13 protein-coding genes are annotated in these 13,528 nt (G+C 47.3%); 4 read left to right on the top strand and 9 right to left on the bottom strand.

The window, feature by feature from the left end; genetic code table 11:
* Nucleotides 1-103 precede the first annotated feature (103 nt).
* From NIES2104_RS15995 to NIES2104_RS15985, 3 genes are all read right to left on the bottom strand, one after another.
* The gene (locus NIES2104_RS15995) at nt 104-1,222 is read right to left on the bottom strand and encodes a glycosyltransferase family 2 protein (RefSeq protein ID WP_225895251.1); all 1,119 of its coding nucleotides are present in this window, start codon (nt 1,220-1,222) and stop codon (nt 104-106) included.
* A gap of 444 nt (nt 1,223-1,666) precedes the next feature.
* On the bottom strand, nt 1,667-2,809 hold the full coding sequence (locus NIES2104_RS15990; protein WP_058999292.1) for a glycoside hydrolase family 5 protein: 1,143 nt from the start codon (nt 2,807-2,809) through the stop codon (nt 1,667-1,669).
* A gap of 223 nt (nt 2,810-3,032) precedes the next feature.
* Nucleotides 3,033-4,151, bottom strand: a complete 1,119-nt coding sequence (locus tag NIES2104_RS15985; RefSeq protein ID WP_058999291.1) for a glycosyltransferase — start codon at nt 4,149-4,151, stop codon at nt 3,033-3,035.
* A gap of 680 nt (nt 4,152-4,831) precedes the next feature.
* Here NIES2104_RS15985 and NIES2104_RS15980 point away from each other — a divergent pair.
* Nucleotides 4,832-6,358: a TAXI family TRAP transporter solute-binding subunit gene (locus NIES2104_RS15980; RefSeq protein WP_082690014.1), complete on the top strand. Its 1,527-nt coding sequence runs from the start codon at nt 4,832-4,834 to the stop codon at nt 6,356-6,358.
* A 352-nt stretch (nt 6,359-6,710) separates the two neighbouring features.
* On the opposite strand, the gene NIES2104_RS15975 is transcribed toward NIES2104_RS15980, so the two are convergent.
* On the bottom strand, nt 6,711-7,577 hold the full coding sequence (locus NIES2104_RS15975) for a TPM domain-containing protein (RefSeq protein WP_339375136.1): 867 nt from the start codon (nt 7,575-7,577) through the stop codon (nt 6,711-6,713).
* Nucleotides 7,578-7,680: 103 nt separating this feature from the next.
* On the opposite strand from NIES2104_RS15975, the gene NIES2104_RS15970 reads away from it, so the two are divergent.
* Nucleotides 7,681-7,941, top strand: a complete 261-nt coding sequence (locus NIES2104_RS15970; protein ID WP_058999289.1) for a hypothetical protein — start codon at nt 7,681-7,683, stop codon at nt 7,939-7,941.
* On the top strand, nt 7,938-8,246 hold the full coding sequence (locus tag NIES2104_RS15965) for a type II toxin-antitoxin system RelE/ParE family toxin (RefSeq protein ID WP_058999288.1): 309 nt from the start codon (nt 7,938-7,940) through the stop codon (nt 8,244-8,246). The genes NIES2104_RS15970 and NIES2104_RS15965 overlap by 4 nt, the downstream gene beginning before the upstream one ends.
* Nucleotides 8,247-8,250: 4 nt before the next feature.
* On the opposite strand, the gene NIES2104_RS15960 is transcribed toward NIES2104_RS15965, so the two are convergent.
* The 4 genes from NIES2104_RS15960 to NIES2104_RS15945 form a co-directional block, all read right to left on the bottom strand.
* Nucleotides 8,251-8,832, bottom strand: coding sequence for a hypothetical protein (locus NIES2104_RS15960; protein ID WP_058999287.1), 582 nt, complete (start codon nt 8,830-8,832; stop codon nt 8,251-8,253).
* 14 nt (nt 8,833-8,846) lie between these two features.
* Nucleotides 8,847-9,194: a YtxH domain-containing protein gene (locus NIES2104_RS15955; RefSeq protein ID WP_202815083.1), complete on the bottom strand. Its 348-nt coding sequence runs from the start codon at nt 9,192-9,194 to the stop codon at nt 8,847-8,849.
* Between the two features lie 77 nt (nt 9,195-9,271).
* Nucleotides 9,272-9,610, bottom strand: coding sequence for a hypothetical protein (locus NIES2104_RS15950; protein WP_058999285.1), 339 nt, complete (start codon nt 9,608-9,610; stop codon nt 9,272-9,274).
* A 38-nt stretch (nt 9,611-9,648) separates the two neighbouring features.
* On the bottom strand, nt 9,649-11,223 hold the full coding sequence (locus NIES2104_RS15945) for a serine/threonine-protein kinase (RefSeq protein WP_058999284.1): 1,575 nt from the start codon (nt 11,221-11,223) through the stop codon (nt 9,649-9,651).
* A 93-nt stretch (nt 11,224-11,316) separates the two neighbouring features.
* Between NIES2104_RS15945 and tadA the strand changes: the two genes are divergently transcribed.
* A complete protein-coding gene (gene tadA / locus NIES2104_RS15940; RefSeq protein ID WP_058999283.1) occupies nt 11,317-11,808 on the top strand; it encodes a tRNA adenosine(34) deaminase TadA in 492 nt (163 codons plus the stop codon).
* 150 nt (nt 11,809-11,958) lie between these two features.
* Here the strand turns inward: tadA and NIES2104_RS15935 are convergent, their stop codons facing one another.
* Nucleotides 11,959-13,518: a tetratricopeptide repeat-containing serine protease family protein gene (locus NIES2104_RS15935; RefSeq protein ID WP_058999282.1), complete on the bottom strand. Its 1,560-nt coding sequence runs from the start codon at nt 13,516-13,518 to the stop codon at nt 11,959-11,961.
* Nucleotides 13,519-13,528: the final 10 nt, after the last annotated feature.

Genomic DNA, 13,528 nt, shown 5'->3' with positions numbered 1-13,528 from the left:
CAAGCAATTCCGTGGACTCAGACCCACTGAGAAGGTTTGCTCAACCTTGGAACTGTAGAACTTCTTCAATGCAAACGAGGGGCTGTTTGCACGTAAATCACAATCAACGGTCTTGGTTGCGCTTGTAAATTGCGGTTCCTAAATAGAAAAGCTCTTCAAAATAGCTTTTGTTTTGTGCAGACAACACACCTAAACTAAAAAGCTGAATTGCTAACACTAAGGTTGTTCCGCCAATAAAGAAAGTATGTGGGGCTTGCTGAAATGCGATCGCGACTGCTTCGGTTGCATCTGGAAATCGTACCTGTTGGGCAAGGCGTTGATAGTTTGTCCAGCAATGGATTAACACCCACGCATTGGCATAAAGCGACATTGCAAAAAACAACAAACTCGGAAGAATGAAGAACATCACTGGACGCAGCAGGAAACCTGAGAAGAAAATGTCCCAAGTATGCCGCATTAGTTTTGCGCTCGAACTGAGGCTCGATCGACGTTGTTTCTGTTTCGGCTGGCTCTTCTGTGTTCTCCAGTTAAGATGAGCGGGCACTTCCTCGACGCGGGTTCTGAGCAAAAACGCTTTGTGAATGACTTCTGGATTGATTTCCATACCGTCCGATCGCAGATTGAGCGATCGCAGAAATTCCGCATCGTACACCCGCACCATTCCGGTTAAGGTGGCTAAGTTACGTTTCGCCGCGATCGACAAAAATCGATTTGCCCAAACGCTTAACACTCGTCGCAGCCAGGGAACATTCGAGACTGCTCCGCCCGTCATATAAGGGGAAGCAACGACGACTCCTGCTTGCGTGTCCTGAATCTTTTTCAGCAGCACTCCGATATGTTCGGGTGCATAGCTTAGATCAAGATCTACTACGACAATGTAATCGCCTTGAGCACCACTAAATCCCGTTCTCAGGGCTTGTCCGAGTCCCCGATTGACGCGATGGTGCAACACTCGAACATTCGATCGAGATTGAGCAAATTCCTGTGCTAACCAGCCCGTTTCGTCGCGACTGCCATCATTCACGATGACAATCTCCCAGTCATAGTCCGACTCTAGCGATCGCATATAGTCGCACAACAATGAAAGATTATCCTGCAAAATCAGGGCTTCATTGTAGGCGGGTGCAATCAAAGACACAAACGGTTTCCGATCGAGATTTGACCCAGCGAGGATCGAGGAAATGTGCCGTGTCGATCGCACAGGTGAGATTCGTTCTTGCATAGGAACACACCTTTGAGCAAAGAACTGATACAGACTCTATTGAGCCTAAAACTATCAGTCAAAAATTTCTGAAACTCTAACGAGACCTACTCTGGAAAAGCAATTTAGAAACCCAACCAACCGAAACCCAATACTCAGTGCCTAGCTTTTCTCGTCTCTGCTTCTTTCTTCTGCATTCTCTATCTAAAGCCGTACAGATTTACATAGATTCACGATTTCTTAATATTACGACATTTCAAGAAAATGTTTGAGCAATCTTTGTTGGTAGCTACAGCCCGCCCTGAAATAGAATTTCGGGCTAATCGGCGCAAGTCCATTAAAAATGGACTAAGAACTTGAAGCTTGCTCTTAGTCTACTGAAGTAGACTTTCGTCGATTAGCCCGAAATTCATTTCAGGGCGAGAGTACAACGCAGCGAAGTGACTATACGTTTCAAGCAGTCTCCTAACTTCGTCGAAACCCGATCGCATCTAACATCGCCGGATCAATCGCAGTCGAGTCAAAGGACATCAGTCCAAAGCTCCCGCGATATTCCCAAAACGCATACTCAAACTGATAGCGTTGCAGCATTTCAATCACATCACGATTCCAATTTGCTCGATCGGGCATGGGCGCATCTCGGTTCACACCAAACTCACCACAGTAAATCGGAACGTTGTAGCGCGATCGAAATTTCAACACCGGACGCAGCTTTGATTCGACTTTTTGCTTATCGAATCGCTCTGATTGATAAGCATTGAGCAATCGAATAGTTTCAGAATCAAATCCCGATCTCGCTTTCGCCGCCGCGAATTTCTGTTGCTCGAATGGATAGGGTAAATCTCGCAGTTTTGCAAATCCACCAATCCAGCCTGAACTTTGATGTGTAAACGAAATGGGTTCGTAAAAGTGGAATGTGTAAATGAGTTTGTCGCCTTGAATCGGTGTCATTGTCTCATAGTCATGCGCTCCAGCATAGTGACCAGAAACAATAATCGAATGTTCAGTATCTATCGATCGAATTTGATTCACTAGCCCTTGAGCAATGCTTCTCCAAGTTGAAACACTTTCAAGCTGCGGCTCATTCAACAGTTCGTAAAACACAGCATTCGATTGAGTCCGATAGCGTTTTGCTAAAGCAATCCAAAGCTGTTTTAAGCGATCGTAGTCATCCGATTGAGTTCCTGCTTGTAACTTCAGCGGTACTAGCGGATGAATATCGAGAATGATCGCGAGATTGTATTTTTTTGACCATTGAATTGCTCGATCGACATAAGCAATATGGTTCTCAATTAGCTCGGATCGTGCACTTTTGAACTGTAAAAATTCAGGCTCGATCGGTAATCGCACATGAGTCAATCCCCAATCTGCAAACCGCTTAAAATCTTTTTCCGTCACCCAGCTATCTAAATGTTCTTTCGAGAAATCTTGATCCGGTGGCATCGACAACCAGCAGGATAATCCAATTCCTCGTGCCAATGCTGGAATCGATTGTACAGCCGCATTTGCTGGATAAATCAACTGAGACTGATAGAAGCTCCAAAGCAGAGAAATCACGAACGCAAGAACAATCAGAATCCAAAATTGAACTCTCTTGCTAAGAATCATGGTAAACAACCTACTTAACTGAACGTCAGTTCCATGAGTCTCCTCACTTCGATTCTGACTCGCCCCGGAATGGAATTCGGGGCTAACAGTGCGAAGTCCCTTCAGGACTAAAAACCTCTTAATGATTGCTCTTTAGTCCCCTTCAGTGGACTTCGATTTATTAGCCCCGAATTCCATTCCGGGGCGGGCGAACAACGAAGCGCAAAAAACTATCGAATTCACGTTAACTGAGCGATTCGCTAGGAGAGGAAGCGAGGGCAAACAATTCTGCATAATCCCGCAAAGACTTCTCCAACGAATACTCCTTAGCTCGTTGCTGCAACATCTTCGTGTCAGTAGGTCGATCGAGCATTTCCACGATCGCACTCACCAACTCATCGACATTCCCAACTTGCGTCAATTTCCCATACTTTCCATTCTCTAAAATCTCCATTGGACCACTTTTACAGTCCGTTGCTACAACCGGAGTTCCGACCGCCATCGCTTCGATCAATACCGTCGGCAACCCTTCAAACAATGAAGACAGCACAAACACTGCGGACTTAGCAAGATAAGCAAACGGATTCGCCACAAAGCCCGGAAGTGCAACAGAATCAGAAATGTCCAACTTTTGCACCAAAGCTTCTAACGTCGATCGATCTTCTCCCTCACCCAAAATCATCAATCTCGCATTTCGCACTTTTCGCAGTTGTGCAAATGCTTTTAACAGCGTGGGAAAGTCTTTCTGTTTCGTCAACCTTCCGACTGCAATGATCACCGGAGGTTCACCCTCTGCAAACCAAGGATGATCGATCGATTCTTGCGATCGCACAATCAGTTCCGGAGTCACAACCGGATTATGAATCACACGAATGTTCGATTCTGGCAATCCAATCTGCTTTAAATCATCTGCGACCCCTTTGGAAACGGTCACGATCGCATCCGCCCAAGGAAAAAACCACCGAACCAATCGCGGCATCAATCGCGCCGATAGTCCAACCCCGTTCTGCGTCTCCTGCGACGTATTGTTCTGCACATTCACCACAATACGGGTCGAGACTCTTGCAAAAAACCTTGTCCAAACCGCAGCAATTCCCGGCTCTGGAAGCGTTGACAGCAAAACTTGAGGACGTTCACGCTGCAAGTACCGAGCCAGATCGAACAGACTTGCAAGCACGCGCTGATGATTCAGATTCACCACGCGTACATTTGACGGCACCTGACCGAGATAAGCCCCTTCTGCTCTCACCAACACCAAATCCACGGACACGCCTTGTTCCGAGAACCCACGCGCTAAATTCACCATCGCCCGCTCTGCACCACCACCGTGCAGATTCGGTGCAAAAATCGCCAAAGTTGACATACTGGAACACTCAAATCACAGCAAAAAACACACGACAAAACCGAATCGAACCGCACACGACCACCAGAATATCTATTAAGTAAACGAATTCATTTTCTAAAGTCAAGTCAAGCAATTTTTCAGTTCGATTCAATTTTTAACAAATTCTCCGGATGGACCTATCAGGCTCTGTATTCAGAAAACCCCTGTTCAATTTCTGACAGAAACTACGATCGCGTTGTAGTCCGATCGCAAAATCTATCGAGTATCAAAAAATCTGCTATTCCACCTCTAAGCGAGAAAACTCGATCGCTGCCTAAATCCTAAATTCTCTTATTTCGGCAACGGTAGAGCAAGCTTTCTAATTCGCTCAAACTAACACACGATCTTCAACCTTGAATTCAAACTAAAAATACGCAAATCGAAAATCACAATTACTCATAACCGTATATGCCACTTCAAGTAACAGTCACTCCGTACTTGCTCACATTGATTTGATGAATTGACCGAAGATTTCTTTTCTCAGCATATTAATTAAATTAATCGATCGCTAAAATTAAGTCAGATTTTGTAACCTTAATTTTCGCTCTCCAAACATCTAAACATTCACAGCCTGACTTTTTCGGTAAAAAAGTTGTCAAGTATTTCCCAAAGCAAGAGATTCCAGAGATCATTAAAGGAGCGTTCGCTGGAATGAAACAATGCCGAAATCGCGTCTGCCTCTATTCAAACGAGTGTTTGGTTGTGCTGTTGGACTTGTTCTACTGACCACAGGCTGTCAGCGATCGACAAAATCTGTCACACTCTCCAGCGGAACACCGCAAGGATACTACAGTCGATTAGCCAGTCAGATTGGTGATGCGGCTTCTCGCACTGGCGATTTAGCCGTTGAAAATCGTCCGTCTCAAGGGTCGATCGAGAATTTAAAACGATTGCTCGATCGCCAAGCTGATTTTGCTTTGGTGCAACTCGATGTTGCCAACAATGCGATGCGTGAGGGAAAAATTCAAGCGGTCGCCATTCTTGCGGATGAACCGATTCACATTATTGCGTCGAGAGAGGCGAAGATTCGATCGCTTACCGATCTCAACCGCAAACGAGTTGGGGTAGGTGCTCAAGGTAGCGGCATTCGGTTCACTTCAGAATATCTCAGCCAAGCCTTTACTCTTGAACTTCGCGAAGATAGTTCTCAGTTTGGGGAAGCATTTCGTAAGCTCAATGCTCGGCAACTCGATGCCACAATCTATGTCGGTAGTACCGGCGCGAGTGATCTTCTGCGCCAACAATTAACCGCAAATCCTGCACTCCAACTGGTGTCGATCGAGCCTGAACTAGTTAACTATTTAATCAATCGTGATCCAGGGGCGTATCAATCTGTGACCATTCCGCAGGGAATTTACAGTCCGCGTCCTACAATTCCCGATCGCGATATCGCTACTCTCGCCACCGCAACCGTTTTAGTGACTCGTCCTGATGTCAATGCTGAAACTGTTGGCTTAGTTACTTGGTCAATTTTGTACAATTCTCGGCGGTTCTCGCGCTTCTATCCTGAACTCCAAACCGGAGAAGCACGATCGCTGTTACAAAAAAACTTACTCTATATTCATCCCGGCGCTCAAGATGTCTATGCTCAAAACGCTGATCCGCGAAATGCGTGGCTGAGATACTTTGAATCGAATAATGATTTACAAGCTGGCTTAGTAATTCTTCTTGGCACAAGTGGCATCGGTTTAATTATCCAACGCTGGAAACGCGATCGCTGTAAAAAACTCATCGCAGCAACAATTACTCGAATCAACGAACTCAAATTACTCCTCCCCCAAAATGCTCAACAAGCTTTATTGGGGATCGAAGATCTGAGTCAAGAACATCGCCTCATGTTTATCGAAGGCTCGATTACATCTGATGTGTACGAGCAGGTACAGCACAAAACTCAGACTTTTGCGGAACAATGTCGCAACATTCTAGAACAACAGCGTAAACAATTTGTGCTCAATACACTGCTGATTTTGGATGATTGGCAAGCTTCGCTCCAAGTCGATCCGCAAGCCGCACTTCAGAAATTAACCTATCTAAAGCAGCAATATCGTGAAATGCTGATCGCCGATCAGGTCGAAATTCAGGCGTACATCGAGCTAATGGAATTGACGCTATTGTCTGTGATGACATTAGCAGGAACGGCTCCGGAGGTGCGAAGTTCAGAGGAAAGATCTTCGATCGCGCCCTAAACCCTTCTATCTCTACGAAATTCACGATTTGATCGGTCTTGCAAAAATGATGAACCTCGTTCTAAACTGTGTCCTAATTTACAATTCTCGCAAAATGTTTTTCTTTTAACTTGCAATGTCCGTAATAACCACGAAAATAAAACTCACTAAATTGTGTGATAGCCATTTTTAGAAAAATCTGTTTGAATAGAATAAGACTTGCTTCGGAGCGTTTTCGGCAGCCTTGTAAATAGGCTGTTTTTTTTACGCCTTATCTGAATACAGTGTACAGATAAGCTGCAATTCAAACAGTTACACTCAAAATAAAAGCGCCCAACCTGGACGCTTCGTAGAATTCATTTCAAGCTTAATTTTAAGTCTCTGAGGTAGACGATCGCGTAATCGTCGGAGCCAAAAACGCCACTAAAGCACCGATCGCGAATCCCGCCACATTCCGAAACAGCGGCAACCATTCCGAAGTCCGCGTCACCACCGGACCCACACCAAACGCTAGGAACAAAATCCCCCACAGCGGCGAGAAAATCAGTGCCCACTGCCAAGCGAAGACCTGTCCTTCTTTCCGAGGCTGCGCCGCAAATCCAAACACCAATCCGCCAACCGTCGAAGTAATCAGCGTCAATAACCACTGCTCACGCGGCAATCCCGGAACGACACTACAGCCACCTTGCCGCAGACATCCTTTCACCGATTCCAATGCTTGAATAATTGCCTGATCTCCGCCGTTCTCTCTGACGAAAAATTGATTACCAAATCGAGTCTGAAGCTCAATCCAGAACGTCCGAGACAGCAGCGGGTAAAACTCATCTCCCACACTAAAATTCAGCAAATTTCCGCCACGGGGATCAGCTACCAGCAAGACGCTCTTATCATCGAGTCCCCAAAATCCTTTTACCGCTGTTCCGGGAGTGCGATCGTTCTGCGTCAATACTCGTAATTTCCAGCCCGTTTCTTCCTCAAACTTCGATAAATCCTCTGAAAGCTTATCTTCCTGAACGGTGGTCAATTCGTTCGCGAGATCAATCACGTTCGTTGGGTGATCGGGCAGCAGGTCGGGATTGTTATAAGCCTGAGCCGCAGGCGCGATCGTCCAAACAGAAACGACAACAATCAGAGCCATCAACCCTCTCAGTAGACGGCGTACTCGAAGAGTGTGCATGGGCGGTTTCCTAAAGAACAGATAAAGCGATCGTAAATGAAACGCTAACTGATTAACGTTCATTTTTGTTTACATTTGTTTAACTAATTCTAATATACTTCTGCGATCCAAAGGGAGCATCCAGCAATTAAGGTAGAGTTGTCATACTCTCTAGGGTGAATTGCAGATGTTGCCCCTTCCCCCCGACTTACAGCAATTCGCGGATCAACAGATTGCGATCGGAAACTACACCTCGCTCGAAGAACTTCTTGTCGCTGGGTTGCAAGCATTAGCCGAACGCGATCGAATTTATCAAGGGCGATTTGATGAATTGCGGCAAGATGTTCTGCTAGGAGTTGCAGAAGCAAACCGTGGAGATCTAAAAGATGCGGTGACTGAAATCGAGGTGATTCGCCAGCGAATTCGTCAACGGTATCAATCCTCATGAGTCGAGTTTGCCGTATTACTTCGCGTGCCCTTCAGGATATTGAAGCGATCGCAGATTATCGGGCGGCAAACAGCAGTCTCGATAATGCAGAAAAATTCTTAAACGGGATTGATTCAATCCTCATGAGAACTGCCCAGTTTCCTCAAATTGGACGGAAGCGTGACGAACTTTATCCTGGCTCCCGCAGTTTGGCTTATGAGCAGTATTTGATCTTTTATCGTCTAGTAGATGAGAATATTGAAATTCTCAGAATCGTAAGCGGCTACCAAGACTTGCCCGCACTCTTTGAAGAACCGGATAATTAACCTTTTAATCCAAATCGCGGCGAACATTTTGACGGGGAGTTTCAGGCAGTTTCGACTCGGATTGTTCGTCGCGCCCGATCTCGTCCTGCTCATAATGCACTTCTAAAACAGGTTCAGCTTGATCATGACGATCGCCGTTGCGATCGACAGCATAAACATCATCACGAAAAAAGGTCTGTCGCTCCTGACTCGCTGCCAATCGAGACGATCGACGCGATCGATTCGGCTGGGTAAAAGTCCGCCACGCTGCCTTGAATCCTGCGGCAACACTCCGGCTTGTCGATTGCGCTTTCTGAACTTGTTCCTTCACGCCTGTAATACTTTGATCGACCTGCTTCACCACTTGCGTCGCACTCTGAACGCCCTGAGTCATATCATCGGTCAAATCCGTAACTTCCAACCCAGTCAACCGCAGCGCTTCCAACGTCGGGGGCAGTTCCCGATTCAGCGTATCAAACAGCTTTTCCGCACTGCGAGCAGCGCGACCCATCTCATTAAACGCAGGAATCGCCACCGTCAACAGTGCGGTCAAACTGATCGCCACCAGTAAAATCGATAAACCTAGCCAGAAAATCGGATCAGCCACACTTTAACTCACTCTCATCGCAAACGATCGCGCACTTGAGGCTTAGGGTCAGTCCCGGATTCGGCATCACGATTGAGCAATTGATGTTCGCGTTGGGTTGCTTCAAGACCTGCCGCGATCGCTTCTTTGAGCCGTCCGAGTGTTCCTTCCCAGTTTCGCAGAGCAGACTCGGAGAAGCGATCTGCCTGAAGTTGGACACTGGTGGATAAATCTTCCGCAAGTTCAGGAAGCGCATCCGCTGATTTTTTGATCAACTGCCGCGTTTCTTTCCCGGCTCGTGGTGCAATCAGCAATCCTGCGATCGTGCCCATCGCCGCCCCGGCAATCATGCCGCCTAAAAATGATCCGGATCGATTAGACATAATGTTCGGTTGTTCCCTCGAAAATAGTGGCTCAACGGTGCAAACCGTATCCCCATTTTGCCAGACGATCTTGCACTCTAGCGGTTCATTCGTTTTGTAGCAGATTTTCTTAAGCGTTGGCTAAATCGCATGTTAAACATCAGCGATCGTCCCATCCCAATCACCGCCAAGGCTTTCTGAGCCTGCTGCAATCTTGGCTCTAAGGCGCGATAGTTCTGGTGAAATTGACGAATACTGCCGCCTGTACGCCCGATTCCTTCTGGTGCGCCATTTAAGACGTTATGCGTATTTTGTTCAGCCAGGTTCAAAGTATCTGCGGCTTGAGAAAATGACCGTCTCAAATTCCACATTTGCCAGGTGAGATAAAACCCGTAAAGGGCAATCGCAAGATTGAGAACAATAACGCCAATTAACATAAAGTCGATCGATGATTTTTCTAATAATAGCGACCTGGCTACAAAATTCCGCGTTTTCCATTCGGTTTTACAGTCAGCCAATTTGTTTTCGCCGTCGCTAATTGCTCTTCGGTCAGTTTTGCTCCGGTTAAATTTGCCCCACAGAGATTCGCACCTCGTAGATTTGCATTTAATAAATACGCCTGCGTTAAGTCGGCTCCGCGTAAGTCAGCCCCTTCTAAATCTGCATTACTTAAATACGCCTGTGCCAAATTCGTATCGCGTAAATTTGCTCGATTTAAGCTGGCACGTCCAAAATCGGCATTGAACAAATTCGCGCCCTGTAAGTTAATCTGCTTGAGATTCGACTGATGAAAAACTGCTCCAGATAAATTAATTTTTGGTGCAACCAAAGCCGAAAAGTCGTGAGAGGCAAAATCACGTTTCCCTTTGGTATAAAGATTAGCCAGCGTGACGACATCTAATTTCGCTTCATTCGGCGGTTTACTGTCGGTGGTTCCGCTGGTTCGTCCTCCAGAGTCACGGGGTCGTGCTGCCATGACTCGACTGCGTGCCGCACCCGTTTGTAGATTCGTCGAGTCCGATCGCGTATTGCGTGCCCGAATCGCCATCGCAGCACGAGCAGCAGGAGAACTCGGCTGAGAATCGGGATCGCGCTTCGGAGGAGTCGATCGCGAATTGACACTATTCATGCTGTTCGCCAAACTATCGAGATACGGCTCTAAATCCAGCGCTCTTAAGATTTCATTCGCGGATTGAAATCGATGCCGGACTGAAACTTCTAACATTTTCTTCAACACACCCGCAAAATGATCGCTGATGTGAAGTTGTTTCTGCCAGAGCAATTCGCCTGTAGCGGGATCGTAATCGAGATCTTTCGGGGATTTTCCAGTTAATAAATAGATACAAGTGACTCCCAGCGCATACAAATCGCTGGCATACACCGGACGCATCGCCATCTGTTCGGGAGGCGCAAAACCAGGAGTCCCGATCGCATAAGCGGTCAATGCAGTTTGATCCGATAAACTGGCGGCGCTGGCATTCACCTGATTTTTCACCGCCCCGAAGTCGATTAGAACCAGCTTGCAGTCTTGCGATCGCCGAATCAAATTCGCAGGTTTAAGATCCCGGTGAATCACTTGATGGCTGTGGACATACTGCATGATCGGTAGAATCTCGCTGAGGAATTGTTTCACGCCTGCTTCACTAAATGCCCCAGAGCGTTTCACTTCTTGCTGAAGCGTCGAACCGCTGACGTATTCCTGAACGAGATAAAATTCTTGATTCGCCTCAAAATAATCGAGCAATCGCGGCACTTGAGGATGATTGCCGATTCTACCGAGCGTTTGTGCCTCTCTTTCAAATAGATCCCGCGCCATTTGCATCACATGAGGAGCCGTAGCGGTGGGGCGGAGTTGCTTAATCACACAATAGGGCTGTCCTGGAAGCGATTCATCTTTCGCCAGAAACGTTGCTCCGAATCCACCCTGTCCGAGTGCATGAAGGACACGATAGCGATCGCGCAACAATAGAGAAGTGCCACAAGCCTGACAGCGCTCCGTATTGGCGAGATTTTCGGGATTGGGGCAGACGGGATTTAGGCAATAGCTCATGAGGGCAGCGACGCGATACAGAACAGTTGACCCTGAATTGCCTCAAAATGATGATTCAAGGCAACTGACCCTCAGTATTCCCTTAAAGCTCTCATGAAGTTCACGACGGTTGGAATGAATCACGCAGAATATTTGAAACACTGCGATCGAATGCGGCGATCGCTGGAATTGGCTCAACAAGCAGGAGAAGCGGGAGAAGTTCCGGTTGGTGCGATCGTGGTTCAAGACGACACGATCATCGCAGAGGCGGAAAATCGACGGGAACGCGATCTCGATCCGACGGCTCACGCGGAAGTCCTCGCACTGAGGCAAGCGGGGCAAGTGTTACAAAGCTGGCATTTAAACGACTGTACGCTGTATGTGACGCTCGAACCCTGTCCGATGTGTGCGGGCGCGATCGTCTTAGCACGATTAGGATTACTGGTGTATGGAGCCGATGATCCGAAAGCGGGCGCGGTTCGGACGGTGCTGAATTTGCCGGATAGTCCAGCATCGAATCATCGCCTAGGAGTATTGGGTGGAATTTTAGAAGCACCGTGTCGAGCACAGCTACAGGAATGGTTTCGACAACGACGCAACCGTTGATAAAAGAATCCTTGGTCGTGGCTGAGGAAGTGAACTACTAGTCAACCGCATTGAGTTTGCGGGGTAGGGAGTGGGGAGTGGGGAGAGTCCTCGTTCGGATTGCTCCCTATCTCCCTACTCCCTACTCCCCACCTTCCTATCGGTAAACGACTACTGCAATCGCTGCAAAACTTCGGTTGCTTTTTGATAGTTCAGTGTATCTGATTGTTGTTTGAACAAGTCGATCGCGGTTTTCAAATCCTCAGCCGCGCCGCTTCGGTCGCCTGAATCCCGGCGAAATAGTCCTCGATTGTAATAAGCCACACCGCTTTCTGGCTTCATTTCAATCACTTTGGTCAAATCTGCGATCGCACCTTCACGATCTCCCAACCGACGACGAGCTAACGCCCGATTGATATAGGCTTCCGTAAAAGTCGGCTCTAGCTTGATGGCTTCAGTGAAGTCTTCAACGGTGCCTGTACGATCGCTGTTCATTGCTCTTGCTAAAGCGCGATTGAAGAACGCTCTAGAACTCGGTGCTAATCTCATCACTTGATCAAAATCTTCCAGCGTTCCTTTGGCATCTTTCAAACTGCGACGAATGATGCCCCGATTCATATGAGCATACACATCATCAGGATTGAGGCGCAGAGAAGCTGTGAAATCTTCGATCGCGCCTTGAGCATCTTTGAGATAAAAGCGCACGGTTGCCCGTTGATAGTAGGCATCAGCAAATTGCCCGTTCAGCCGAATTGCCTCGGAAAAATCATTCAAAGCGTCCTGATAGTGCACTTGTTTGTAGTGGCTCAATCCACGCTGATAGTAAACGTCAGCATTGGTCGGATCAAGCTTGACTGCCTGAGAATAAGACTCGATCGCAGCCTGACTATCTCTGCCATCACTTTGAGTTAACCCACGAACATAGTAATCTTTTGCTGTTTGCGGCGAATTGATTTGAGCGGGTTTACTTTCGGTCGGAGTTTTGTCGATCGCGATTTGTGTATCACTTACATTAAGACGCGACTTCAAAGCTAAAAAGGTATTGGTTGGAATCGCAGAGTTAAACCCAGTCTTTAAGCCAACATTGACTCCCGTTTCAGTTTGCAGTGAGCCTTCAATATCACCTTGCCCATGAATTCCCACAACTCGCCCTTCGACATCCAAAACTGGTCCGCCGCTCATTCCTACACGAGTGGTCGCATTGTAGCGCAGCGTATAGCCTTGGGGTCGAGCAGATGGACGGCTAGTGACCGATCCGCGAGTAAATTCAAAATCGCGATCGCTGCCAGTACGATCGCCCGAAATCGGAAATCCTGCTACATAGATATCGGCTCCCATTCCTGCTTGATCAGAATCGCCTAATGTGGCAACTGGATAGCTTCCTGCGGTTTCAAAGGTAACGACTGCGAGATCGGGATCAGTCGCGCTAGACTGAAGCGATTGAACGCGACCCACCGTGTAATCTTTTCCAGTACTTGTTCGTATGGTGTAAGGTAAGTCTTGACGCTTCACCACATGATTCGCTGTGAGTACTGTGTAAAGATTGCCTTGTCGTCCAACGATCACACCTGTACCGCCAGGAAGCAGCGGAGTGTTAATCTGTACGGTCACTGGAACTGCGAGTTTAGCAACTTCTTGAGCAGACTTTGCCCAGGATGTGCTGGGAATGGTAATGATCAGAGCGGCAATACTGGTTGTGGTGACCAAAATCGGAGAAAGATCAAAGCGCATAGAAGTTACT

This window comes from Leptolyngbya sp. NIES-2104, assembly GCF_001485215.1.
Taxonomy (GTDB): Bacteria; Cyanobacteriota; Cyanobacteriia; order Leptolyngbyales; family Leptolyngbyaceae; genus Leptolyngbya.
The sequence above is the reverse complement of the archived record's forward strand: the minus strand, read 5'-3'. Positions and strand labels throughout refer to the sequence as shown.